Below are 25,748 nucleotides of genomic sequence, written 5' to 3'. Positions count from 1 at the left end.
ATAGGTGTGTTGATCAATGAAAAAATACAATGATACGACGTATGCGATTTTGGGGATTTTAACGACAGATTGTAAGTCTGGGTATGAAGTGAAGCAATTAATTGATAGGAGCTTGCATCACTTTTGGAAAATTAGTTATGGACAAATTTATCCAGCTTTAAAGTTAATAGTCGAGGAAGGGCTTGCGAAGGTTTCACCCGCTTCTACAACTGGGCGCTCAGACAAGCGGGAGTATCATCTGACTGAAAAAGGGCTGGACACGTTGAGGCAATGGCTGGCGCAGCCGCTCGATCAAGTACCATCAGAACGAAATGAAGTGTTATTAAAGTTATTCTTTGGTCAATATCTTTCGTTTGAGAAAAAATTGGTGCTTTTACAAGATTATGAGAGGCAGCTCCGTATCCGTTATGAGACATATGTTGCGATTGAACAAAACATTCAAGAGCTGTATCCAGATGAAGCTGATGCGAAGTATTGGCTGTATACGTTAGATTACGGAAAGAAAGTGGCGCAGGCTGGAATTGATTGGTGCGTGGAGACCTGTGAATCAATGAGGAAAGAAGGGTGAACAAATGAAAAAAAATATACGTGCAGGCAGGTATACAACAGACAATTCTGAGCCGATTGTTGTGTTCATTATCGGAATGAGAATCAATAAACGCTGGGCTGTCCATCAATGGCTGCCAGTATTTAAGGCGATGCCGGGGATGATCAAAGAACTTTATACACATCAAGAAGAACTTGGTTTTCTCGGGACAGAAAATTACTTCGGTTTACGCACCACCACCATGATCCAATATTGGAAATCAACAGAGGACCTCCTTGCCTATGCCAAGATGGAGAAGCATTTGGCTGCTTGGAAAGGATTTAACCAAAGAGCACGAAATAATGACGCGGTCGGAATTTATCATGAAACGTATCAAATTCAAGCCGGCTCATATGAATCTATCTACGTGAACATGCCTTCATATGGATTGAGCAAAGCTAAAGCACCCATCCTAATTGGAAAAGGGAAAGGAAAAGAAACCGCAAAAGAACGCCTTTCCACAACAAATTCCTAGAGCTAGTTCTCTAGGAATTTCTTTTTGCAACCATCACAAAATGTTTTAATATACGGGCAGTTAATCCCCAAATGGTGTAACGATCGTAATCATAAAACCACTCCTCAATCGAACGACTCCCCCAGCTGTATTTTTCACCATTCATGATTTTTTCATAAGGAAAGTCCTCTCCTGGTGTTGGCTGCACTGATACATGGTGTAAGTACGGTTCGTATTGGCTGAGCCATGATAGAGGCACAGTAAAGGTCTCCTCTACTTCTTCTTGATTAAAGGAATGTTTGACCTGCTGTTCATCAATGATTCCGACAAATGGATATACCACAAAGGATGGAGAGGCAATATAAGGACTGAGCTGTCCTAACACCTTGACGGATTCGGGCGGAATCCCTAGTTCTTCATATGTTTCCCGCAGTGCAGCTTCTTGTGCGGTTTCGCCGCCGTCGAGTTTGCCTCCTGGGAAGCTAATATCGCCAGGCTGTTTTCTCATCGTCAGTGATCGCACTTCAAATAAAACATGCCATTCCCCGTCTACTTGCACCAAAGGGACAAGGACTGCCGCTTTGAACGCTGTCTCTTCTCCGATAAATAATGGCTGTGATTGATGTAAGTCACTTTTTAATTGATCAATGAACATGGGCATCACCTATTTTCTGTTTCTCTTTTCTTTAGCGTATCATTGATTCTCTTTTGAATAAAGGCGATCTTTCTGACAATTATTTTTATCATTTTGACAATTATACTTGTCAAAATGGATATAATACTTTACAATCAAGATAACATTTTGATCAGAGTTGAGGTGACAGAATGAAAAATCGGCTAAAAGAGCTGCGGGCGCGTGATGGTTTAAACCAAACGGAGCTTGCGAAACGGGCAAAGGTTTCCCGCCAGACGATCAGCTTAATGGAACGAGATGAATTAATGCCGTCTCTCTTACTTGCTATGAGGCTTTCACGTATTTTTCAAGAACCCATTGAACAAATTTTTCTATTCGAGGAGGATGAACTCACATGAAAACTGTATACAAAATGCTCTTAGGTGCTCTCCTTGGTTTTCTCGGTGCTTACTGTTTGCTGGCTGCCGAATTTGAGCTGACACTTCTGCAAGCTGCATTTGAAGCGACTCTTGTCATCACTGGCTTGACAGTTCTATTCATCATTTATTGTTTTTCAGGCATTTCGCGCATGAAGAAAAGAGTCTCTCTTTCGGTATCTGGTGATGAGGAGGATGAACTCGAGGTAAAACAGTACCGAACTTTTACTGATGTAACGTTAGCTAATACGGTGAGTACCATTTTATCGATCATTGCAATTGGTATTTCCATCGTGACTGAGCAGCCACTCTGGCTGATTCTCACAAATGCTGCCTTATTTTTGATCACCGTCATTCTTTCTTATGTGTCGACCTCTGTCCTAAAGCTCGTCTATCCTAATCGTCACCTACCTAGTCCAACCGATAAAGATTATGGCAAAAAACTGCTCGCCATTTCTGATGAAGGCGAAAAGCATGTGATGCTCGATGGGCTTTTTCACACTTTTCAAATGATGAATATTTTATTGACCGGTGCCATGTTTATTTTGATTGTCTATTCTCTTGGCGCCAATCACTCTCAGCTCTTCTCCATCATCGTCGTTGGACTTGTTCTGATCATTCTTAATGCATACTATATGTTGAAGATTCGAAATCGTTAAATAAGCAAAAGCACAGTCTTTAAAATTGACTGTGCTTTGAGTAACTGGCGGAGTATTCAATTTGAAATGAATGAGTTGATCAACTTCTTTCATTTTTAGTTGATAACTTATTTACAAAATATGAAATAAATATACCAACAAGAATAATATTAAAGATGTTGCCTATAATAAATTCAAACATTGGAATATATGCAATATTCCCCTCGTCAACTTGGATGATCGGGTAATTATAAAAGGGTTCTAATCCTTTATATAAGATTAAAAGAGTGCCATCACCCTTATACTCACCACTATAATGATATTCGAAGTGATCATTATAAATGTAAAAAGACCCGAAAACAGCACCAATGATAAAATTAAAAAAGACATAAATAAAAATGAAATTTGCTAAATGCATAAAAGTAGATTTAAAAATGTCCATTACACTTTTTAGAAATAAATAAGAATATAAAGCCGTAAAAAAAACTATTATTGCTATCATGTTAACGTTAGACACATTCTCTAAAAACTTTAATAAAAGAACAAGAGGATATAATATCATTATACTTAGCTTAGTACCGTATTGTGCAACATTGACCTCTTGCTTATCATTTTTATATGCTAAAAGGACAGCGACAAGAATCAGAAATAATAATCCAACATAAAAATATAACTCTTTAAATTTAAAATGCTGAACAAATAGAAGAAGGAAAAACGAAAAAAGGATGCCCCAAACAGTAAGTTTCCGCAAACTGTTAATAAAGAGAGATTTTATCACAGCTCTCTTTATTAATTTTTTTAAATCAACCCATTTTAAGTTACCTTTAAATTTAATTCCTCTCCAATTTACACCACGGAAAAACTTCAAAATGATTTTATAATACCTTTCCATATAAAATAAACTTGTTATTATTACAGGTATTAATAGAAGTATAAAAATAACACCAAATAATATTATACCCAATCTTATCCTCCTCCCCCTAAATATTTCTAAGATTATTACGATTCATAAGAAAAAAGGATTCAAAAAAAAGCCTATTACGGCTTTTTCATTAAACAGCACGGCGTTTCTTTCGTGCATAAATCAAAAATAAGAACCCAAACCATACGGGTGTCAATAACAGTGCTGGCCGTGTAGCATCAGCGAAAAGCATGATGACAAGAATGGCAGCAAAGAGCACAAGAACCGCTATATTCACAAAAGGTGTAAATGGCGCTTTAAAGGTAGACGCATTATGCAGTTCAGGACGTGTTTTCTTATATTTCAAATGACATATTAAAATAATACTCCATACCCAAATGAAACAAATGGCACTAATCGTTGTTACAATACCAAAGGCTTGTTCAGGAATCAGCTTGCTTAAAAGAGCCCCTACTGACACCACAATCGTCGACACAAACAGGGCATTACTTGGAACAGCATGCTTATTTAGTCGGCCAAAAGATGCCGGTCCTTGTTTTTGATGACTGAGATTATACAAAATTCGGCTCGTTGAGAACATACCGCTATTACAAGCAGACGCCGCAGATGTCAGGACGACAAAGTTGATGAGTCCCGCCGCTACTGGTATCCCAATGAGCCCAAAGGTTTTCACAAAAGGACTTTCTGATGCACTGAGTTCTGTCCATGGGTTGATGCATAGTAATACAAAAATCGCACCTACATAGAAAAATAGAATTCTTAATGGAATTTTATTAATCGCAGACGGGATGTTTTTTTGCGGATTCGCTGTTTCTGCTGCTGACACACCGACAAGTTCCACGCCCACATACGCAAAAATCACCATCTGAAATGACAATAAGAAGCCTGTCACACCATTTGGAAATAATCCTCCGTGTGACCACAGATTCGTTACCGTCACGGGTCCTGCATCTGTTTGAAAACCAATGATTAACAGGACAATTCCAACGCCAATCAACAGTAATATCGTAATCACTTTAATAAGTGCAAACCAAAATTCCATTTCTCCAAAAAGCTTCACCGTTAATAAATTAAATCCTAGCAAAATCAATAAACAAATAATAGCAGGAATCCACTGCGGAATATCAAACCAGTACTGCACATACACCCCGACCGCAATAACATCCGCCATCGCTGTCATAATCCAGCAAAACCAATATGTCCATCCTGTCACAAAGGAAGCCCATGGTCCAAGATAATCCTCTGCTATATCCGTTAAAGACTGATAGCCCGCCTTAGATAAGAGCAATTCTCCAAGTGCCCTCATGACAAAAAAGATGGCCATTCCGACAATTAAGTACGCAAAAATGATCGATGGTCCTGCCAATTGAATGGCTTTTCCAGACCCTAAAAACAGCCCAGTTCCAATCGTTCCGCCAATGGCAATTAATTGAACATGACGGTTTGATAAATCTCGCTTTAACTCTTGTTGTGCCAATTTCAACACCCTCCTACGACACGATCCTATACTGAAATAATGAACTCGCAAAAAGTCCATAAAAAAAGAGATTGGATGCGCTCCAATCTCACGGTCATAAAAGAATAGCAAAATAGAGAAAAGCAATACACAGTATGATCCATGCATCACAAATACAATATTTCGTACTCTTCTGTCCTTTTGCCTGAGATTGTGAACCCTTCGGCGCCGCACATACATGCGGTCTCTCCAGAAGCTGCTCCTGCCATAGTGTGACCCACAGCAATCATAGCCTTCGATATTTACTTTAAATGTTGCTATTTCTGAATAATTTTATATTTTACGCCTCTAAAAGAAAGCTGTCAATGGTAATCTTTTAAGATGTTGTTTCCTCCTTATCTGAAGCTGATATGACATCACTTCATCAACACCCCTTGATTAAGGTATAATGAAACAAAGAATGTTCGGCTCGTTTGGTGGAGACATCCATCTTGATGATGAACCATAGTTAGGCAATCCAATGAAGTTGGTGAAGACAAATGAAAAAAATGAACAAACAGCGTGTGACATTACAAGAAGTCGCTCGGCATGCCGGTGTATCGACTTCAACGGCCTCACTCGTTGTTCGCAACAACCCTAGGATCTCTGAAGCCACCCGGAAAAAAGTGCTGCAATCCATGGAGGATTTGGGATACGTGTACGATCGCGTCGCTGCCAACATGCGGTCGAAAAGTTCAAATATTGTAGGTGTGATCGTCACGGATATTTCAAACACCTTTATTTCTGAATTTTTAATCGGTGTGCAAACCACACTTGAATCACTTGGTTATACCGTTTTACTTGGGACAACCTTTGATAGTGTGGATAAGCAGGAGCGGCTCATCTCCACAATGGTAGAGCACCGAGTGGGTGGAATTATCTTAAATCCAGCATCGAAAAGTTCGACACGAACGGTCAAACAATTAAACAACATTCGCACACCAAAAGTATTGGCAAATCGTGAATTAGCAGATGTCCATTGTGATTATGTCGGTGTTGATTATGAACAAGGCACTTGGATGGCGGTCCGTCATCTTCTTCAAAAAAGGCATCGCCGCATCGCCTTCTTAGGTGGAATCAAATCCTCCTCAACTTGGATTGAACGGATGAAAGGGTTCAAAAGAGCCCATGATGATGAAGACTTAACGATAGATGAATCTCTTATTATCGATATGGTGCCTACCCGTGAAGGCGGGAAAGAAGCCCTTGCCCAAGTGATTGACCTTCCCGAACCACCTACTGCTATTTTTTGCTTCAGTGATTTAGTGGCGTTTGGGGTGATTCAAGAATTGGCAGCGCGTGACATCAAGCCTGGTGAAGACATTGATGTAGTTGGGTTCGATAACATCCCTGAAGCGGAGATGTATCACCCGCCGCTCACCACAGTCTCATCATTTCCACGATCCATTGGAGTCAAAGCAGCCAACCTTTTGTATCATAAAATGAACGAGCAGGATGAAGAACTGCAGCGATTGATATTAAAGCCTCAACTTCATATTCGAGAAACCTCGACATGATCATGAAAAGGAGAATTGCAAAGCGATTCTCCTTTCAGATTGTTGACAAAGGGCTAAAATGAACTTTTTTGCAGTCTAGGAAGGACGAGCACCGGAGCAGAGCGAATTTGACATTCGTGAGCACCGGAGCGCAGGACTGACAAAGAATGCGAGGGTTTGTCTACACGCTGAAAGGAGAATTGCAAAGCGATTCTCCTTTTTTTATTGAGCAAGTCAACTATTTCTTTATTACATTTTTCTTTTTTTAAATCGCAAAGTCATAAACTTGACACATTTTATACACAGGAGTATATTTATCTCGTTGCTTCTTTTAGTATATCGTTATACCTTTTGTGAACATATCGTTATTTATGATATCAACTACAGTTAAAGATGGATCTTTTGATTCTGATCAAATCGAGGAAGTCCATCAACTTATGATAACTGTTATTATTTTTAATTATTTAGTAGAACGATGTACTTATTTGAAGAACAGATGAATATTCATTATTTTTTCATCAATCACACAAGGGGTGTTGTGATGGACTTAATATTATTTACGTTTAAGGAAATAACAAAGGGTAACAAGAATTTGGCCCGAACAGGGTTTCAAATATAGGAGTGGGAACATGAAAAATCCATACATTAAATCATCACTTGGCATGTATTTAAACTACTTCATGCTAGGCATGATCAATATTATTGTGGCATCAAACATGGAAAGCTTATCTGAACGCTACCATGTAGATATTCCAAAAATCAGCTTGCTTGTATCAGCAATCGGGATCGGTAAATTAATTGCTCTCTTTTTCTCTGGCCGGCTTGCAGACAGCTGGGGGCGAAAACCTGTCATTATTACAGGTAACTTTCTTTACTTATTATTCTTAATTGGGATTCCAACAACGACCAATTATACATTGGCTTTCATTTTTGCCATTTCCGCAGGGATTGCAAACTCATTGCTTGATTCAGGAACATATCCTGCTTTGACAGAGTCATTTCCTAAAAAAGCAAGTTCAGCTTCTGTATTAGTGAAGGCGTCTGTATCAATTGGTGCGACTGTTCTTCCATTTATCTTGGCATTCCTTATTGCACATGACATCTTCTGGGGCTGGGCATTCTTTGGTCTAGGACTTCTTTATTTACTTGTAGGCATTTACTTGATCTTTATGCCGTTCCCAGATCATAAACAAACGGCTTCTCAAAACGATCTTCCCGTTCAAGAGCAAATGAAGGAAGAACCGAAAATGTTTGGTGAAGGTCTAGCTGTTGTACTTATGGGATTCACGTCTACTGCATTATTTGTTGTATGGCAAACTTGGCTTCCACAGCTCGGGTTGAAATTGATTGGGCTTGGCTCAGGACAAGCGACGCAGCTTCTTTCTTATTTTAGTATTGGTGCACTCGTATCTGTTCTATTGCTTTCAATCGTATTAGATAAATTCATTTCACCAATTATGGTCGCTATTATTTACCCAATCGGGGCATTCCTTGCCATGCTTTCACTATTTCAAATTGAAACGTACGGCATTGTCATTGTTAGTACCTTTTTCTTAGGATTATTTACAGCCGGCATTTTCCAGTTGGCGATGAGTATTATGATGAAATTATTCCCTACAAACAAAGCAACGGCTTCATCATATGTCAACATTGCGGCAAGTTCAGCGTTTATCCTTGTTCCGCTGATTACAAGCGGACTCGTTAGCACGTACGATATTAAAATGACTTTATTCTTCGATATGATCATTGCGGTCATCAGCGTATTGTTAGCAGTCTTTGTTTTACGACGCATGAAAAAATTGTTTAGATAATTAAAGGAGATGTCAATCATGACAAACATACACGAACGTAATATTGATGGAAAAACAAAATTAGTCGGTCTTCTTGCAACACCAATCGGGCACAGCCTGTCACCACGGATGCACAACCTTGGCTATACACTAACAGGAATCAACTATGCTTACCTTGCTTTTGAGGTAGGAAATGATGAACTAGAAGCAGCAGTAAACGGGATGAAAGCAATGGGTGCAGCTGGGTTTAACGTATCCATGCCGAACAAAATGAAAGTACTTGATTACTTAGATGAACTAGATGATTCTGCAAGACATACTCGCGCAAGCAACACAGTTGTGAACAAAGATGGCAAGCTGGTTGGTTACAACACAGATGGTCTTGGTTACGTAAGAAACTTAATTGAACATGGTGTTGAATTAGCTGGACAAAAGGTTACACTCGTTGGATCTGGCGGCGCTGCAACTCCGATTGCCATTCAGCTTGCACAATCAGGTATTCGTGAAATTAGTATTTTTGCTCGTAATGATCAATACTTTGTTCAAGCAGAGGAAAATGTAAATTACATCAACAACGAAATGAAATCATTCGGTGTCAAAGCAAACATTTTCCCACTTGAAGACAAAGACGCTTTCCGTCGTGAAGTAGCTGAAAGTGCGATCTTAGCAAACGGGACAAGCCTTGGCATGAAACCATTAGATGAGCTCAGCATTATTGACGATACCCTTGATGTATTACGCAAAGACTTAATCGTAACAGATGTTGTCTACAACCCGCAAAAAACAAAACTTCTTGCTCAAGCACAAGAAGCTGGTGCCAAAACGATTAACGGTCTTGGCATGATGCTATGGCAAGGTGCCCTTGCGTACAAACTCTTTACTGGCGAGGATATGCCAGTTGAACAAGTGAAACAAATTCTATTTGAAAATGACCGTTTCTAAACGAAACACAGAAAAAAGACGACCTCCGCTTTGGAAGTCGTCTTTTTTATTCGTGTATCATCACACGGCGATATCGATAAAGGATATACACCGCGCCGAGGATCGCCACAACAGCCACACCCGCATCAAATATAAAGATTTGCAAAATGGTCGAGTGGGTTTCGATCAAACCAGTGACGACCGGAATCACGATGGCGGACACTCCGCCTGCTGTTGAGATAATTCCTGTCATCGTCCCTTTGTTTTTCCAGAAGAACTCAGCCATTACGGTTAACGTCAGCTGAAAGACACCAGCTGTTGAAAAGCCCAATACAAATGCATTGACGGTCCCGATGACTGGAGACTTCACGACCAATAGCACACAGATAGAGGCTAATGTAATAATCGGATAGAGTAGCAGCACGGTGACCGGACGAACAATGCGGCGCAAAAGAAATGCGAGCAATAAGACAGACAGCAAACCGCCCATGCTATAGTAACTAAGCAGCTTCACAGCACTGCCAGAAGCCATTCCCAATATTTCCTCACCGTACGTAGGCAGCCAAATTTGTGGCAAGGCGTACAGACCATTTGATGTAAAACTGATCACAATCAGTGCGACCCCTTCTCTCCAAAACGTAGGCTCTGATGAGAAGCGCGGAAGTCCATCATGCTCCGTCACCTGAACTTGCTCCACCTTGCGATGATTCGGAAATGGCAATGTCCACAACATTATCACATTCACTAAATAGATAAAAGCAGGTACAAAAAACGCAAATGCATAAAACAGATCATGCTCTGCTAAAAAGAAAATAGCGAGCGGCAGAATGGTCGCCCCAATCGAAATAAACGCCTTCACCATCACATTTGCAGATCCCGAGTTTTGAGGAAAAGCTTCCATTAAAGCCGGATACGTCCCTGCATCCATCGCCGAATTCGCCACCCCTGCCAAAATCGCAAACGCAAACGCGATTTGATAATTCGGAGACAATGGGATTCCAATGAGGAACACCGCCATCAGCACCCCCGAAACCAAAATGACCGGCTTTCGTCCAAAACGATCTGACAGTACGCCCGATAAACCATACGTGAGCACCCTGCCAATACCGAGTGCAGATATCATATAACTAATCCCTGCACTATTTGTATCTAATTGTTTGATCAAAAATGGCATATTTGAAGCCAAAATAATATTGACCATACCTAATAAAAAATAATTGATATAAAGACTAGAAGCCGTTCTCAAATACGGATTCCTCATGCTGACACACCCCTCAACACATTGCAATGAAGTGACAAATAATGGTTACGCTTACAAGATTCATGCGTGAAGAGAAACAGCTTTGCAACCTTCACGTACTTGAAACATCTCATCATTTCATACAGCTTACATGCCCTTCATTTATCAAGCATCTCTTCAAATTTTCACTAGCTCTTATTTTATATGAATGTGAAAGGTAATGATAGTGAATTGCTTAAATTTGAGGGAAATGGTGATAGAGAAAAATCCTTGTCATTTTTTGAAATGAAGCTTGATCTAAACTCACATTCCCCAAAAACTAAACTCATAAAAATATTCTGTACGCTCTATGCATAATCCGAAATGAAAATCCTCTGCTATTAAAATGAAATCTCCGTATCCACTTAAAAATTTGGTTTGCTCAAGAAGTTGATTTAAATGATGAAACACTTCATCCACATCCACTAAAAGCGCTTCAATTTCATGATCTCGGAAAAAAAGCAATCTCCCTTGTTTAGGAGTCTCTTTTATCCTCCCGACCATTTCATTCAACATTTGTGTAGACTTTTCAATATGCTCTAGATAGTTGTCTCCATGTATTTGACTTTTATGTTCTCTCGATTGCAGGAAAGTAAATACCTTCTGACAAAAAAATTGATTCTCTTCGACCTCCAAAAAAGGGGGTTCTGGAAGTGTCATATAGCTTAATTCGTTTATTAAGTGCTTTCTTCTGCTTTTTCTTTTTAAGGTTTCGATTTTTATTTTTTGGTTTTTATTCATATTAGCCAGTTCAACATCTCCTTTCCATTTTGTATTTATCCTTACGATAAATACCTTATTAGATAATTAATTAATTTGTTAAAATGCATCTTCATTCATAGATGCGAACAACTCACAACAGACTTGCAGCTAACCTTCCATTATAAGCTAGGAATTAAGAATATTACACATTATGGGGAGCATCATCGCTTTCATAAACAAGTTGCCCACATCGAATCCTTCCACTCCAATTTAAAATCAGAAGGGTTCTATCATCTTCACCATCTGACAATCACTACACAACGATTTTATAAAATACATATACCAATATTCGAGTTCAATGGAAATGAAACAACCAGTCACCGAAAGAGTTTCGACAACTGGCTGTTTCATACGGTGTTTTGCTCCCAGTCTCACAAAAACGGGAGGGCAAGTCCCAAATGTGGGGATTGTTTAAAATATTACGGATTATTCTCTTTTTGAGATACTATGAATGGCTTTGTTTCGCTCCTGTATTTTCTGGGTATGATCTTGATTTAAAATCATTGCCAATTCGGCCTCATTTAGAACAGATCCCCATCTAAAGATAATTTCACTATTCAAACCATACTTCAAAAAAAGCGCTTGATAATCTACTTCATGACTATTCTGATCCAATCCTGAGTAAAACAAATCTTTTATAGATTGTTCTGAGAGCATAGAATCCCTTCTACTGGCAATCATGAAACTAGATTGATACTGATCCATTATTCGCAATGCCTTATCTAAATCAGGTTGAGGTACTTTGGCCATACTGACATAAAATTGATTTTCTTGTTCATCTAAAAGTAATTCTGGCCCCTTTTCAAAACCTGAAGTATTTATTTCCGAATCAATCGATTTCCATACTTTTCGGAATCTCTCTATTCGCGAATGTACATCAGTTACTTTCTTACTCAGAAAGATATAAAAATGGTAATTAGTTAATTGACCGTTAAAAATTTCGATTAGTTCATTTTGACAATAACTTTGAAAAGTCTTAATTCCACCATCATCTAAAAAGTGATATCCATTAATACTATATACACTTAACTGTTTAAGTTCATTTATTTTTTGATCTAACCACTTATAGTAGTTTGTAACTTTTTGTTCGAATTCAAGTTTTATTTTCATTAGTCACCTTTAATCAGTAATTAAAATTGCCCGAATTAGACAACTGCTTTTTCTTTTTGTAAAAACTCTTCAAAAAAAGATACTAATCTATTTATATTCTCTTCTTTTGAATATAGTAACGGATTATAACCATCTGAAGGAGGCATATAATGAATAAATGGTTCCATATCCTCAGGGTAACCAAAATCAGCGTATACTTCACACAATTCATCCAATAACTCTTCAGGTGACTTCTTATTTTTTTCTTTTAAGTGAGACGTTATACCATATCTCCATTTCCTTTTTTCAATGTCCCATTGGCTAGATTCTTCTTCTACCAAATCATTGTATAATTCTACTAATATCATTTGGAGTTTTCTATAATCCTCATCTGGGTCGCCAGCTCCCCAAGCTATTTCTAGAATTAAAGAATTTTCACATTCTGTATGATTAGATAAATATTCTACTGCATACTTGCTTATTTCTTTGTATGAGAACAAATTTAACCTAATTCCTACATATATAGTCTTCCAATCAACTTTTATTTTGTGATGTTTTAAATGCTCTAATGAAAAATACATAATTTAATACATTCCTTATGTGATTAGACAAACTCTATTGTCTCCTCCAAGCTTTATCCAATTAACATTACACATTTTGATTTTATTAATTGAAATAAATGTTTTTAAAGATTTTTATCTCTCCTCTACACTTCGAAATATTGCTCCTTAAATACATTTGAATACCTCATATAAGTTAATCAACCTTCGTATTAAAGGTTTACTCAGTTAGGTTTAATTTTCACAAATTTAAAGTAGTCTTTACCTTGTCCAAAAGTAAATAAACTTGTGCCTTCTGTTCTGGAGTTTCAGCAACATACTCCATACAAATTTCTTCCAAGCAACTATAGAAATCTAGATTATCCATCACAATTTCATGATAAGATGCTGTGTCCATAAATATCATTACTCCATTATTAAATTCAACGTCCTCTGAATGCTCTGGAAGTTCGTATCCCATCATATGATCTTGCCAAGGTTCTCTATGGGACAAACACTCTAACACCTCAACTAAATCATTCTTCAAAAAAGAAAAAAAGTCTTGAACTATTGGCTGCATATTATTTAACATCAAGATCCTCCTAATTACTATATTTTTCCACTCTAATACTGGATAAAAACTTTCAATTTCTCCTGTTTTTGGATTTTTCCATCCTTCCTGAATTTTAAACCATTTGATGTACCTTGTATTACATGTTGACCGCCTCTAGTTACATACTCAGTACCACTTTCCATTGCCTCTTGGCCATATTTGTAAATTTGTTCATCAGTAAATACATTATCATCATAAACAGTCTTCTTATGAGTAGAGGCTTTAAATTCTTTTGTATACATACCACGCTCTTGTTTTGCTATTTTATAGTACACATCATTTATTCCATGTACCGAAGGATGGCGTTCCTTTCTCTCCAATTTATAGGGAATTTCTTTTTCATTTAAATAATTGAAAAATTCCTTTTCATTATGACCACCACTTACACCTGTTTTACTAACACCTTCTGGTCGTATTAGATGATTTTTGCTATTGTCAGAATACTTATGTTTAAATCCACCTTTACCAGCACTATCTTTCACACCCATCTTTCCATGAAATCCTTTCGCCCCAAATGGCAAAAGCATCCCCAGCGCCGCATTCATAACGGTTGGCTAGCGCTTCTTGTTCCTTTGCGATCTTGCGGGCTTCTTCTTGATCTTTTTTGATTTTTAGATATTCAGAAGTTTGCTTCTCAATAGTGCTCAATGCGTTCGTTTTGCTTGTCTCTATCATACGATGATCCACTTAGGAAAAAAAATCCCCATTTTATCGGTTTTTTCTCGTTATGAAGGCCAATAACACAAAAACCTTGAAAGGCATATAGCCAGTCAAGGTATGATAACAATAACATTATATTTAGAAGTAACAACTACTTCACCTACTGATTTATCTGAGAGAACATCATAATTGTTTTATATTTCTTTCTAATACAATAAGGCTATTTTAAAGCAACTCCACTCCAACTTGTTTATAAAATTTAACTTTTAACCTCTCTTCTTCGTCCACGTTCATTACCATAGCTTTTTCATCTTTTTTTATACTTGTTACATTATTAAAATCACCTGTAAATACTATAGAATCATTAAAAGTAATACTTAGACTACTCGTTTGCTTATATACATCTAAAGTTAAAATCACTTTGAAATTTTGGTCATCTTTGTAAGTATAAATTAATTCTCCATCCTCTATATTGCCTGTTATACTCGCCGGCTCACTTTGAAAAAGTTCTAATAGATCATATTCATCATACTTAATAAACATTCTTATTCATCCTTTTATTAATTATTTCGGTATAACTGTGATAACATCGCCTGCTTCATTTATAATAACTTTAACATCCAGTGTTTCATGAACAAACGTTCCACTTTTATTACCAGGTATCTTTTTCGTATTCATTATAGCGTCTTCAATAACTGAAGGTGGAATATTTCTTGGATCAACATATTTTTTGATGAAATCACTAAATTCTTTTGTTTGTGGTTTAAACCCTAATTCTTCAGCTTTTTTAATTGCTCTACTTGTTAAAGTAGCTTTTACTTCAGGACTATCAGGTGCCATTCTTTCCAAAGCATGCTGAGAATAACTCCTTCCATTTATTCCCCCTTAACACCAACTTACGCTATTCACTTAAATAGATTTTGAAATGATGACTACACTCCGAGAGGATGCCAAGTACAGTCCATCATTAAATAAAATAAAAAACTGTCCTCGATACGGCCGCCGCAGACCAGCTGCTATCCAGGCTCAGAATGTCTCTCTCGTATGGCCACATTCCTCAACACCTTTGTTCCGTAACCAGATACGCCATTGATAAGGGATAGGTGCGTCTCCCAATAAAAAAAGCCGACACCAATCAAGGCACTTAGAGTGCTCAATGATCAGCGTCCGCAGGTTCTTCCTTCTGGACAAAATATTCGTTTTGCTTGTCTTAATCATACAATGATTCACACAGGAAAAAAGGTCCCCATTTTATCCCCCTTTTTGTCGGCTTTTTCTCGGTATGAAGGCCAATAAACACAAAAACCTTGAAAGGCATTGGCCGATCAAGGATCATTTTGTCACTTCATTTTCACTGCTTCTTTCATTTCCTCTATAATTTTATTAAACCACTGTATAGGGTTTAATGAGATCGCCGGAAAATAGATTTCTGCATTATTTTCGATAAAGCTTTCTTTTTCTTCAATTGTTAAAGTACCATTCAAAAAATCCTGACAATCCTTTATAGTAGATAGCAGACATTCTTTAGTAGCTTCATGAATAAACTCCTCTAACGCTTCTTCTGGTGAATCGATATCCTGATGAAATGTCCCACCTAAAAAATCTTCTAACTCCTCTAAATAACTGTAACTCTCATTCATTTTATCATCCTTCTTTCTATTTAACAGGGTATCCTGTTAAAATAAAACCACCATTCTCATCTTTTTTCAGTATAATTTTTGCATTTGTAACATTCTCAACTACTTCTGAATTTCTCGAAACACTTCTTCCAATTACCTCTCCATCACCCTTATATTTTAATGGTAATGTAGGTCTACTGTTGGGGTCGGATAACCACTTTTGTATTTTATCAACACTCTTAGGATCACCCAGAACTGAATCAGCAACTCTTTCTGCTGTCATTCTATCGTTAAAAGTAGAAGAACCCGTGATTTTAGGATTACTTTTCAGCCTTTCTAATAGTTCTTCATCTGTTTTCCCAACATGCCTCTCTATTAAGTGCCCACCTCTGGATTCATGTGTAGCTAATCCATTACCTGGAGATAAAGGATTTTTCTCACCTTTCTTGATTCCCATCTTACCATGAAACCCTTTTGCACCAAACGGTAAAAGCATCCCCAGCGCCGCATTCATACTCGCTTCCTGCTGTTCTTTCGAGATCTTATTTCCAAACATATCTCGACCCGTAATCGCTTCGCTGAAGCCGTTTGTTGCGGTGAGGCCATATAAGCCTTTTTGAGACGTTTTCAGGGCGTCAAAAGACTTCTGTGATGTCTTGTAAATGTCGACTGCTCTGACTGCGGCGGACGTGGCTTGAGTCGTTTTATAAACGGCTTTTCCGCCTTTGAAAATACGTCCTGCCCAGCCGACAATCGGGATGTAGCCTGCTGCTGCCATGCCGCCTGCGGCGACTCGCTGGCCTGCGGTGAGTTCTTCACCTGTGATCGGATCGACACCTGTTGCGGCACGTTTTGCATCGTTCACGCCTGTCAGTTCATTGACGATATTCCCACCGTAATCCAGAGCTTTTTCATACCACGGACGGTTGGCGAGGGCTTCTTGTTCCTTTGCGATCTTGCGGGCTTCTTCTTGATCTTTTTTGATTTTTAGATATTCAGAAGTTTGCTTCTCAATATCGCTTTTTGCCTTGTAGATTTCGCTATTTTGATACGCTTTCTTGTCAAAATTNGCTTCTTCTTGATCTTTTTTGATTTTTAGATATTCAGAAGTTTGCTTCTCAATATCGCTTTTTGCCTTGTAGATTTCGCTATTTTGATACGCTTTCTTGTCAAAATTMATAGGCGAAATGGATTTTCCGTCATTTGTSGCATTGATCATTTCTGCGTACAATGCCATTGTAGCCTTCTCCTCAGTCTCTGACAAAGCATATTCATCTTTTAGATTTTGATCAAGTTCTATTAAATCTTTAACCGTTTTCTTCCGTTCATCTTCCGCATCWGCAATCTTTTCGTCAAAGGTTTTACTATCAAATACCTCCAGAGAAATGAGGTCATCAATATCTTGAAAAATCGTTTTGAGTGCCTTTTTTTGATCCTTCACGATGCTTTTGGCATTCTTGATTCCCATATGTACAGCGTTGTCTAAAAAGTGTTCTTCTACAAAGGTGTCGCMGCCAAAATTTGTATCATCAAGTGTCCCAGAAACACCTTCATGAAAGGCTTTTTGTTTATCAATGAARCTAATAAACATGTCCACATTTCCGGCGAGTTCTTTGTAGAAGCTTTTAATGTTATCGGCACCTTTTCCAGTGAAGTCGTCACCGAGGTTGGCAACACCTTGMARTGCCTTTTTTAAATCTATCATTTGTTCGCGGAGTTCCTGATAGTGTTTTGCCCTTGTATCCATGGCACTGGTTAGTGCTTTTGCATCAAGTATCTTGCCCAGATTAAGCCACTCCCTCCATTATTGATCATAAAGTCTATTTTACCTTTCCAGTGAAGTCGTCACCGAGGTTGGCAACACCTTGAAGTGCCTTTTTTAAATCTATCATTTGTTCACGGAGTTCCTGATAGTGTTTTGCCCTTGTATCCATGGCACTGGTTAGTGCTTTTGCATCAAGTATCTTGCCCAGATTAAGCCACTCCCTCCATTATTGATCATAAAGTCTATTTTACCGTGACCTCCAAAACGGAAAAATAGGCTAAATGACATAAAAAATGGAATGAACTCTCTATTCAATTTACCCTCTCATTTGGATAAACGAGTTTATCAATTGTAGGGATATAGAAAAGGCCAGACAGTCCATTATACTCTGTCTAGCCACATGTTCACGTTACTTATAATCATTGATTGGTCCTTTATCCATCAAAACATCGATCTCATTTGAATATTTCATTTTTAACTTCGGTCTACGCTCAGAGTTTGGTTTACTGTAAAGCTCTAGTGGACGGATGATCACGCCATCATTTGTGTTTTGAAGTATACCTGGAACACAAGAATAAATTCGATCATTGTCATTTGCATGTTTCGCGTGAATCGTGACAGACGTTCCTTGATGATTATCGATACTCATAGACACTCTATATCTATAGAAAGAACCTGTTCCATTTGATTGAGCAGAGTAAACAACGGGTACCACCGCAATGATATCATCATTTAACCTTAGTTTAATGACTTCTGTTTTCATTGATTCACGATCTCTACCGACATCTCCCATATGCTCAACAGCCCCGTTACCGTAACTTTTGAGAGCGGGAACACCTTTTGCGCCAAACATGGCCACATCTATTTGTTTTCCTGACTTCGTATAGACCAATGCGTAAATATCATAATCGGTTCCAGACTCCCAAGATACTGTAGCCGTAATCTCTGGTGTTTTTTCAATGATGATCGGTTTATGACCTTTGTCTAAACTAATTTTACCTTGAACTTTCTCTAAGCTAATAGGTGCAGCGACTTTCTCTTTAGCGGCTGTGTTTATTGGAGCAGGCTCATTAATTTGTTTTTCAGAAACCATTGGAGGAGATGTAGAAACACCCTGTTCATCAGGTTCAACCTCCACCCCATAAAGCTTGCATAGCCCTTCCAATCCAGAATCGAAGCCACGCCAGATGGATCGTGCTTTCGTTTCACTATTTCTTATGTATAGCTCTACTACGACAATACCCTTCTCATTTGTAAAGCTTACTGGTGTTAGGTATAGGACCTCATCACCTGTTCGAATTTCTGCTTGCAGATTCTTCACATGAGAAAAGCCGATTCCTCGATCCTCTGTTAGTGTAATAGCCATCTTTGTGATTCCGACAGGCACTTTGCTCATATCAAAATTCAATTGATGTCTTTTCAACTGATCTGATATCTCTGCTGGTAAAAGTGTCGCGACACCCGTAGCACTCTCCGGCTGATTGTAAAAAATAATGCCATTATCTCCTTGAACTAGATCTGAATCTGTTAAGAGAAACGCCGTTAAAGAAATATCAATTGCAGATGAGACTTCATAACTGATGGATAATTGCCCCTTTGGAGAGTTTAGTACGGTATTGGCACCCATTTGCAGAGTTTGATTCATTTCAACAACTCCTATTCTTTATCTACCATTTATCGTTTTTATAGACCAATTATACCAAATTATGCAATAGAACCTATTAATATCTTTCTCTCTTTTCATCTCTGCAATGATATGAGACAATGCCACCTAAAAACAAACTACTCTCGAAAAGAGAATCAATGTGTATAAAAAAATCATCCCAGCTGTTACAGTGATATTCGGTTTTTGGATTCTTCTTCAATTAGCATTTAGCATCAATATCTTTCACAATCCAATGAATTATTTTATTGTGATCACTCTCTTTTTTCTTTGTATTCAGGCTACATTGAAGCATAGGAAATAAAAAAACCCGAACAAGCGAATCCCACGCTCATCCGGTCCAGTCATTTCTTTATTACACTTCTTCACCATTCGTTGTGATGACGTTTTGATACCAAGTAAACGAATCTTTTTTAAGACGCTTCATTGAACCATTACCTTCGTTATCGCGGTCAACATAAATCATGCCGTAGCGTTTTTTCATTTCACCGGTTGTGAATGACACGATATCAATGATGCCCCAAGGTGTGTAGCCGATGAGGTCCACACCGTCATATTCAACCGCTTTTTTCAGTGCTTGAATATGAGAAGCGAGATATTGAATTCGCTCTGGGTCATGAATAGAGCCGTCTTCTTCCACTTGATCAATGGCACCAAAGCCATTTTCCACAATGAATAGCGGGATTTGATAGCGATCGTAAAAACGATTCAATGTATATCTTAAGCCTGTCGGATCAATGGACCAGCCCCAGTCGCTTGATTTGATATACGGATTTTCTACACCATGTGGCAGTGCTCCATTGACAATGTCTCCGTTATGATCAGATACTGCATCGCTTTTGACCGTTGTTGACATGTAGTAGCTAAAGCCAAGGTAATCTACTTTTCCTTTTCTTAAACTTTCTTCATCGCCTTCTTCAAATGGAATATGATAGCCTTCGCGCTCAAATTCTTTTAACGCGTAGCTTGGATAGTAGCCACGCACTTGGACATCTGGGAAGAAATAGCGCTGTCTCATATATTCTTCTGCCAGCATGACATCCTCTGGGTTTGAGGAATATGGATAAATTGGCACGTGGGACACCATCGCTCCAATTTGAAAGGACGGATTGATCTCTTTTCCTTTTGCCACTGCCCATGCACTTGCAAGCAATTCATGATGTCCCGCTTGATACATGACTTCTTTGGCATTTTCGCCTTCTTTGACAGATACCCCTGAATTTGTCCAAAGGAACAACGGGTTGTTGACGTCCATTTTGTTATTGATTTCATTAAATGTCATCCAGTACGTGACCTTGTCCTTGTAACGATTGAAGCATACTTCCGCAAATTTCGCGAAATATTCAGCGACTTTTCTGCTTCGGAATCCGCCGTATTCTCTTGCCAAATGAAGGGGCATTTCAAAGTGAGACAACGTAATGACAGGCTCGATTCCATGTTTAATCAGTTCATCAAACACATCATCATAAAATTGTAAGCCTGCTTCATTCGGCTCTTCTTCATCCCCTTTAGGGAAAATTCGGCTCCAGCCGATCGATGTTCGCAAGCATTTTAATCCCATTTCAGCAAACATGGCGATATCTTCTTTGTAACGATGGTAGAAATCAATGGCTTCATGGTTTGGATAAAAAGTTCCTTCTTCTATCGTTTCCGTGATCTGTCTTGGTACACCATGAGCACCTGCTGTCATCACATCTACAACACTCGGCCCTTTGCCAGCTGCATTCCATCCACCTTCGAATTGATGAGCGGCTAATGCCCCGCCCCATAAGAAATCTTTTGGTAAAGTCATTATCTATTCCTCCTATTTCACAATTGTCATCATCACGTCAGTTGGCTGACATGTCGAACGTTTCTCTACAATCACATCTTCGTATGCTTGGGTATTGGTAATGATAACAGGTGTGATTGTTTGTAATCCTTTGCTTTCAATTGCTTCCTGATCAAATGTCATCAACAAGTCACCCTTTTTCACCTTGTCGCCTTCTTTGATATTGAGTGTAAATGCCGATCCATCTAGAGAGACCGTATCAATTCCTACATGAACAAGTAACTCTACACCAAATTCAGAACGCAGACCAATCGCATGTTTTGTTGGTGCAAGCATGACGACACTGCCATCAAACGGTGCAAACAGTTTGTTATCGGTCGGATGAATGGCAAAACCTTTCCCCATCGCCCCAGAGCTAAATACGGCATCTGGCACTTCAGATAACGAAAGCACCTTTCCTGTAAGTGGAGCCGTGATCATTTCTTCATTGTTCATAGAAGTATTTGCCGTTTCTCTGTCTTGATCTTTAACAGGTGTTTCACCAGCTGACTGTTCTACTGTATCTTCTCCATATCCGAACATTTGAATAAGCACAACTGGTAAAATCAGCGCAATGGCCACACCAATCAAAATACCAATGATAGACGTTGGATAATCTGCACTGATTCCGTTCACAATGGTCAGCGGGCCAGGCAGCCCTGCATATGCAAAGTAATAAGGCGTAAAGAAGCTGGCCACAACGGCACCGACCGCTCCAGAAATACACCCGAAAATAAACGGCTTTTTAAAACGTAAGGTGACACCGTAAATCGCAGGCTCCGTAATACCGAAGAGTCCTGTGATTCCAGCTGAAACCCCAACTTTCCGTGTTTCCCGATTTCTTGCTTTTAAAATAACTCCCAGCACTGCACCGACTTGAGCGATAACAGCGATGGTTTGATATGCCTGAAAGGAGTCACGTCCATATTGTTCAAAGTTCGCAAGTACCATTGGCGTGATGCCCCAGTGAACACCGAAAATCACGAGTACTTGCCAGAAACCGCCGATAATGGCCCCTGCCAGAGCTGGTACATTTTCAGCTAAGACATTGTATCCGTTTGCAATCCCATTTGCACCTGCTGTCGAAAGAGGACCGATTAATAGAATGGTTAACGGAACCATGACGACCATACATAGAAATGGGACAAATAGCGGTTTGACAACCTCATGAATTTGTTTGTTTAAGAATTTTTCTACATAGGAAAGAATCCATACTAAGAAAAGCGGTGGCAAGACGGATGATGTATAAACCGTTTCAGATAACGCAATCCCTAAAAAGGTCACACCTTCCCCTGATGCTACACGTCCGGCAATCTCTGTCCAAGAAGGACTGACAAGCGCTGCTGTACAAGCAACCGCAATATACATATTCGTTTTGAAATGCTTGGCTGCAGTTATCGCAATAAAAATGGGCAAGAACGTAAACGGTGCCCAAGAAATAAAGCTAAACACTTCATAAGTGCCTGTTTTCGAGAAGCTTGGAAATATCAAATTTATTAAGATAAGTGCACCTTGCAAAATACCAGCTGCGGCTAAAATATACACAAATGGCGCAAACACAGCGGACATGGTCGCAATGACCCGATTCAGTATCGTTCCTTTGTTTTCATTCGGCTGATCATCATCCGACGTTTGGAGCTGAACCAGGTTGGAAAAATGCTCATATACCTCACCTACATGCTGACCGATCACAACCTGAAACTGACCACCGTTTTCCACCACTGTAATGACGCCAGGCATGGCGTTGACTGCTTCTTTTGCCTTTGGATTAGAACGCTTCAGCACCAAACGCAGCCTCGTGGCGCATCTTGCGGCACTCACCACATTTTCTTCTCCGCCAACTGCTTCTAAGATGTCTTCTGCAAGCTTTTGATAATCCCTCACTTTTGACATATAACCCCCCCTTTATCACTACTAGTATACGTACATTATAATTATACCGGTACAATTTATCAATACATATATAATTTGAGTTTGCATATCAAAGAGAAATCGGGATGTGCTATAATACAAAGACAATAAATCGTGAAAACAAAGAGGAATGGCTATGTTAAAGTATCAACAAATTGCGAGCGATATTGAAAAATATATTGTCACACATGAGCTGCAGCAAGGAGACAAACTCCCTGTGCTTGAGACGCTCATGAATCAATTTGCTGTGAGCAAAAGTACAATTATCAAATCATTAGATTTACTCGAAAGAAAAGGGATTGTCTATCAGGTGAGGGGTAGCGGCATCTTTGTGAGAAGGCATAGGCGCAAAGGCTATATTAGCCTATTATCCAACCAAGGGTTTAAAAAAGATTTAGAGGAATTTCAACTGACATCAGAAGTTCTCACGTTAGATACCGTCAAACCGCCAGAAGAAGCTGCGCTGAATTTAAACATTGAACTAGATGAGGATGTTTTCTACCTTAAACGCATTCGTTACATCAATGGACAAACTTTATGTTTAGAAGAGTCCTATTACCGGAAAACCATTATTCCTTACCTCAACACAGAAATTGCAGCCGATTCTGTATTTAAATTCATTAGTGAAGGCCTTGGTCTTAAAGTGGGCTTTTCTGACATGTACCTGCAAGTTGGCAAACTAAACGAAACTGAAGCGAAGCACCTCGGACTTAAGCAAAATGATCCTGCTCTTCGTGTCGAAACCGTCTTTCATCTCACAAACGGCCAGCCCTTCGACTTCTCGAAAATCACATATAACTACATGCAATCCCAATTTTTTATTCAGGCGAATAATTATTATGGGTGATGAAAGGAAAAAGCCCCTGATACATTCAGGAGGCTTTTCTACTGTTCTCTTTTAACCTTTAAATATTTCTTCCCTCTCTCTTGAGTAGTTAGCCCGTCAATGAGAGTATCACCATAAAAAATGACTAAATAATCCCCTTTACCTATAAGAACAACTGGAAAAGCATGATGCTTTTGCAGACTCATTTCAACATCATCTGGATGAAGCTCGACTTCCATTTCATGTCCAATGAATGCATACTCGAACGTAAGAGTATGATAAAGTTCTACAAGACACTGTACGATCTCCTGTTGAATACGAACGACATCATGTGAAACAACCTCTGTCCACTTTAAATATAGAACGAATCCCACAAAACCAGCTTCTTTTTGTATGTTGATAGTCGTATATTTTAGGCATGTTCCCGTCAATTCAAATTCTGTATAATAGCCTTCCAAGTAATTGTTTTTGATTTTATTCTCTTTTACATCATGTTCGATCCATGCTTCGCCATTAGCGTCTTGACTAAACTTTACTTTCGTTATTGACATTCCTTTTTTTGTTAAATAGTCAGTCAGTTTGTGAAAAGTGGTTATTAAATGAATGTCATCATAGAATACCAATCCAATATTGATATATCCTCCTAAAGCTATGCTGAATCCCTCGCCTTCTTTTTGTTTTGTTCAAGCATACTACAAAAAAGCAGGTTCCTTCGTACCTCCCTTTTGATCCATCATTATTTTTTCCCTTAAATGTCTTTACCGTCTTACCACTCTCTGACAATCTTTTTCCTGTAATGGTACGTAGACTTTCCCGCCCTTAGCGCCTAGTTGTTTGATATTACATGAACAATTCCAATAAATCACATCAAAAAGATTCATTTTACGAATGCATCCTACACACTTATGATGAACATAACAACATGGTTAGGAGGATTCGTCAGATGAAAGATATTAGGGTGTATCATGTCGATGCGTTTACAACTGAGAAATTTGGAGGTAATGCCGCTGGGGTGGTGTTGGATGGGGAATGGTTAACGGAGGATGAGATGCAGAATATCGCCAAGGAGTTGAACTTACCCGAATCCGTTTTCTTGCTGCCGGCACATGATGAGAAAGCCGATTATCGAGTGAAATATTTCACTCCAACGGAAGAGGTCAATTTCTGCGGGCATGCGACGGTTGGGTTGACTTGGCTTTTAGCGACGGAGATAGGGATGGCTAAAGAAAAATCAGGGGTGGTGTTAGAAACAAAGATCGGCCATGTTCCCGTTGTATGGCACGAAGAGAATGGCAAAGTTGTGGATGTGGAGATGACACAGGTCACGCCAAAGACGCGAGATTTTATCATCGATGTAGAAGAGCTTAGTGACATGCTCAGTATAAGCAGTGACAGAATTGATCCATCCTATCCTATAAAATTAGCAAACACCGGAAACTGGCATCTCCTGGTTCCGCTGAAACACCAGAATGACATTGATCAAGCAGCACCAAACTTAGCAGCTTTAGGAAAAATGAATAAAGAGCAGGATATCACAACGACTCATCTTTATACGTTTCAATCCACAAAGGACTTTGATCTTTATACAAGGGATTTTGCACCTGGCATTGGCATACCCGAAGATCCTGTAACGGGAGCAGCAAACGGGGCATTGGCCGGATATCTGTATTTGGAAGGGATCATTCCTCAGCAAGAAACCACTCATCTGCGCATTGCCCAAGGTGATGCAATCGGCAGACCAGGATTGCTTCGTATCACGGTCATTCCGAATGAAGCAAAGCCGGTCATTAAAGTAGCAGGTGCAGCGGTTATTACCATTCGTGGGGTGATCACGCTATAAATTGATCAGCTTGAATAGAG

General features: G+C 39.0%; 28 protein-coding genes, 1 pseudogene and 1 riboswitch. Of the genes and pseudogenes, 9 read left to right on the top strand and 20 right to left on the bottom strand.

Annotation, left to right across the window (positions count from 1 at the left end):
- Nucleotides 1–16 precede the first annotated feature (16 nt).
- Together ASG46_RS07360 and ASG46_RS07355 are read left to right on the top strand one after the other, a co-directional pair.
- Nucleotides 17–568: a PadR family transcriptional regulator gene (locus ASG46_RS07360; RefSeq protein ID WP_056703951.1), complete on the top strand. Its 552-nt coding sequence runs from the start codon at nt 17–19 to the stop codon at nt 566–568.
- A 4-nt stretch (nt 569–572) separates the two neighbouring features.
- Nucleotides 573–1,061: a DUF4188 domain-containing protein gene (locus ASG46_RS07355; RefSeq protein WP_046344840.1), complete on the top strand. Its 489-nt coding sequence runs from the start codon at nt 573–575 to the stop codon at nt 1,059–1,061.
- Nucleotides 1,062–1,071: 10 nt separating this feature from the next.
- Here the strand turns inward: ASG46_RS07355 and ASG46_RS07350 are convergent, their stop codons facing one another.
- The gene (locus tag ASG46_RS07350; RefSeq protein WP_008347394.1) at nt 1,072–1,695 is read right to left on the bottom strand and encodes an NUDIX hydrolase; all 624 of its coding nucleotides are present in this window, start codon (nt 1,693–1,695) and stop codon (nt 1,072–1,074) included.
- Between the two features lie 170 nt (nt 1,696–1,865).
- Between ASG46_RS07350 and ASG46_RS07345 the strand changes: the two genes are divergently transcribed.
- Both ASG46_RS07345 and ASG46_RS07340 read left to right on the top strand, forming a co-directional pair.
- Nucleotides 1,866–2,072, top strand: coding sequence for a helix-turn-helix transcriptional regulator (locus ASG46_RS07345; RefSeq protein WP_025208285.1), 207 nt, complete (start codon nt 1,866–1,868; stop codon nt 2,070–2,072).
- Nucleotides 2,069–2,749: a DUF3169 family protein gene (locus tag ASG46_RS07340; RefSeq protein WP_025208286.1), complete on the top strand. Its 681-nt coding sequence runs from the start codon at nt 2,069–2,071 to the stop codon at nt 2,747–2,749. The genes ASG46_RS07345 and ASG46_RS07340 overlap by 4 nt, the downstream gene beginning before the upstream one ends.
- A gap of 79 nt (nt 2,750–2,828) precedes the next feature.
- Here ASG46_RS07340 and ASG46_RS07335 read toward each other — a convergent pair whose 3' ends face one another.
- Both ASG46_RS07335 and ASG46_RS07330 read right to left on the bottom strand, forming a co-directional pair.
- Nucleotides 2,829–3,692 carry a hypothetical protein gene (locus tag ASG46_RS07335; protein ID WP_056703946.1) on the bottom strand — a complete coding sequence of 288 codons (864 nt, stop codon included), beginning with the start codon at nt 3,690–3,692 and terminating at the stop codon, nt 2,829–2,831.
- 88 nt (nt 3,693–3,780) lie between these two features.
- Complete coding sequence (locus ASG46_RS07330) at nt 3,781–5,127, bottom strand: amino acid permease (protein ID WP_025208288.1); 1,347 nt, start codon at nt 5,125–5,127, stop codon at nt 3,781–3,783.
- 162 nt (nt 5,128–5,289) lie between these two features.
- Nucleotides 5,290–5,369: riboswitch (glycine riboswitch) on the bottom strand.
- A gap of 276 nt (nt 5,370–5,645) precedes the next feature.
- Here ASG46_RS07330 and ASG46_RS07325 point away from each other — a divergent pair.
- The 3 genes from ASG46_RS07325 (at nt 5,646) to ASG46_RS07315 (ending at nt 9,373) form a co-directional block, all read left to right on the top strand.
- On the top strand, nt 5,646–6,662 hold the full coding sequence (locus ASG46_RS07325) for a LacI family DNA-binding transcriptional regulator (protein WP_025208289.1): 1,017 nt from the start codon (nt 5,646–5,648) through the stop codon (nt 6,660–6,662).
- Between the two features lie 608 nt (nt 6,663–7,270).
- Nucleotides 7,271–8,452, top strand: a complete 1,182-nt coding sequence (locus ASG46_RS07320; protein ID WP_017359938.1) for an MFS transporter — start codon at nt 7,271–7,273, stop codon at nt 8,450–8,452.
- Nucleotides 8,453–8,470: 18 nt separating this feature from the next.
- Complete coding sequence (locus tag ASG46_RS07315; RefSeq protein WP_017368407.1) at nt 8,471–9,373, top strand: shikimate 5-dehydrogenase; 903 nt, start codon at nt 8,471–8,473, stop codon at nt 9,371–9,373.
- Between the two features lie 46 nt (nt 9,374–9,419).
- Here the strand turns inward: ASG46_RS07315 and ASG46_RS07310 are convergent, their stop codons facing one another.
- The 16 genes and pseudogenes from ASG46_RS07310 to ASG46_RS07245 all read right to left on the bottom strand — a co-directional run bounded on the left by ASG46_RS07310 (nt 9,420) and on the right by ASG46_RS07245 (nt 23,044).
- A complete protein-coding gene (locus ASG46_RS07310) occupies nt 9,420–10,613 on the bottom strand; it encodes an MFS transporter (protein WP_056703943.1) in 1,194 nt (397 codons plus the stop codon).
- A 282-nt stretch (nt 10,614–10,895) separates the two neighbouring features.
- A complete protein-coding gene (locus tag ASG46_RS07305) occupies nt 10,896–11,372 on the bottom strand; it encodes a YxiF family protein (RefSeq protein ID WP_056703940.1) in 477 nt (158 codons plus the stop codon).
- Between the two features lie 447 nt (nt 11,373–11,819).
- Entirely contained in the window at nt 11,820–12,503 is a 684-nt protein-coding gene (locus ASG46_RS07300) for a hypothetical protein (protein WP_056703937.1), read from the bottom strand.
- Between the two features lie 35 nt (nt 12,504–12,538).
- Nucleotides 12,539–13,063, bottom strand: coding sequence for a DUF2247 family protein (locus ASG46_RS07295; protein WP_056703935.1), 525 nt, complete (start codon nt 13,061–13,063; stop codon nt 12,539–12,541).
- A gap of 220 nt (nt 13,064–13,283) precedes the next feature.
- Entirely contained in the window at nt 13,284–13,613 is a 330-nt protein-coding gene (locus ASG46_RS07290; RefSeq protein WP_045033619.1) for a hypothetical protein, read from the bottom strand.
- A 32-nt stretch (nt 13,614–13,645) separates the two neighbouring features.
- A complete protein-coding gene (locus ASG46_RS07285) occupies nt 13,646–14,122 on the bottom strand; it encodes a CdiA family toxin C-terminal domain-containing protein (RefSeq protein WP_056703933.1) in 477 nt (158 codons plus the stop codon).
- Nucleotides 14,106–14,309, bottom strand: a complete 204-nt coding sequence (locus tag ASG46_RS07280) for a hypothetical protein (protein WP_056703930.1) — start codon at nt 14,307–14,309, stop codon at nt 14,106–14,108. The genes ASG46_RS07285 and ASG46_RS07280 overlap by 17 nt, the downstream gene beginning before the upstream one ends.
- Nucleotides 14,310–14,519: 210 nt before the next feature.
- The gene (locus tag ASG46_RS07275) at nt 14,520–14,837 is read right to left on the bottom strand and encodes a hypothetical protein (RefSeq protein WP_056703925.1); all 318 of its coding nucleotides are present in this window, start codon (nt 14,835–14,837) and stop codon (nt 14,520–14,522) included.
- Between the two features lie 21 nt (nt 14,838–14,858).
- Nucleotides 14,859–15,134, bottom strand: coding sequence for a hypothetical protein (locus ASG46_RS07270; protein WP_056704270.1), 276 nt, complete (start codon nt 15,132–15,134; stop codon nt 14,859–14,861).
- A 500-nt stretch (nt 15,135–15,634) separates the two neighbouring features.
- Nucleotides 15,635–15,934, bottom strand: coding sequence for a contact-dependent growth inhibition system immunity protein (locus tag ASG46_RS07265; RefSeq protein ID WP_056703922.1), 300 nt, complete (start codon nt 15,932–15,934; stop codon nt 15,635–15,637).
- 16 nt (nt 15,935–15,950) lie between these two features.
- A pseudogene (locus ASG46_RS21300) lies at nt 15,951–16,982 on the bottom strand (RNase A-like domain-containing protein); the annotation flags it as partial.
- Between the two features lies 1 nt (nt 16,983).
- A partial coding sequence (locus ASG46_RS21295; RefSeq protein ID WP_268750438.1) for an LXG domain-containing protein occupies nt 16,984–17,699 on the bottom strand: 716 nt, incomplete at its 3' end.
- A gap of 34 nt (nt 17,700–17,733) precedes the next feature.
- Nucleotides 17,734–17,877 (bottom strand): T7SS effector LXG polymorphic toxin, encoded by a 144-nt coding sequence (locus ASG46_RS20475; protein WP_268750437.1) that lies wholly within the window; start codon nt 17,875–17,877, stop codon nt 17,734–17,736.
- 210 nt (nt 17,878–18,087) lie between these two features.
- Nucleotides 18,088–19,323 (bottom strand): TerD family protein, encoded by a 1,236-nt coding sequence (locus tag ASG46_RS07255; protein WP_056703913.1) that lies wholly within the window; start codon nt 19,321–19,323, stop codon nt 18,088–18,090.
- A gap of 373 nt (nt 19,324–19,696) precedes the next feature.
- Nucleotides 19,697–21,136, bottom strand: coding sequence for a 6-phospho-beta-glucosidase BglA (gene bglA / locus ASG46_RS07250; protein ID WP_156376652.1), 1,440 nt, complete (start codon nt 21,134–21,136; stop codon nt 19,697–19,699).
- A gap of 9 nt (nt 21,137–21,145) precedes the next feature.
- Nucleotides 21,146–23,044, bottom strand: a complete 1,899-nt coding sequence (locus tag ASG46_RS07245) for a beta-glucoside-specific PTS transporter subunit IIABC (RefSeq protein ID WP_056703907.1) — start codon at nt 23,042–23,044, stop codon at nt 21,146–21,148.
- Between the two features lie 154 nt (nt 23,045–23,198).
- Between ASG46_RS07245 and ASG46_RS07240 the strand changes: the two genes are divergently transcribed.
- On the top strand, nt 23,199–23,909 hold the full coding sequence (locus ASG46_RS07240; protein ID WP_017368418.1) for a GntR family transcriptional regulator: 711 nt from the start codon (nt 23,199–23,201) through the stop codon (nt 23,907–23,909).
- 38 nt (nt 23,910–23,947) lie between these two features.
- On the opposite strand, the gene ASG46_RS07235 is transcribed toward ASG46_RS07240, so the two are convergent.
- Nucleotides 23,948–24,511, bottom strand: a complete 564-nt coding sequence (locus ASG46_RS07235) for an Imm64 family immunity protein (RefSeq protein ID WP_056703902.1) — start codon at nt 24,509–24,511, stop codon at nt 23,948–23,950.
- 320 nt (nt 24,512–24,831) lie between these two features.
- Between ASG46_RS07235 and ASG46_RS07230 the strand changes: the two genes are divergently transcribed.
- Nucleotides 24,832–25,728 (top strand): PhzF family phenazine biosynthesis protein, encoded by an 897-nt coding sequence (locus ASG46_RS07230; protein ID WP_056703899.1) that lies wholly within the window; start codon nt 24,832–24,834, stop codon nt 25,726–25,728.
- The last annotated feature ends 20 nt before the right edge of the window (nt 25,729–25,748 follow it).

The sequence above is a fragment of the Bacillus sp. Leaf49 genome (assembly GCF_001426125.1).
GTDB lineage: Bacteria > Bacillota > Bacilli > Bacillales > Bacillaceae > Bacillus > Bacillus altitudinis.
This window is presented reverse-complemented; position numbering and strand designations above follow the sequence as displayed.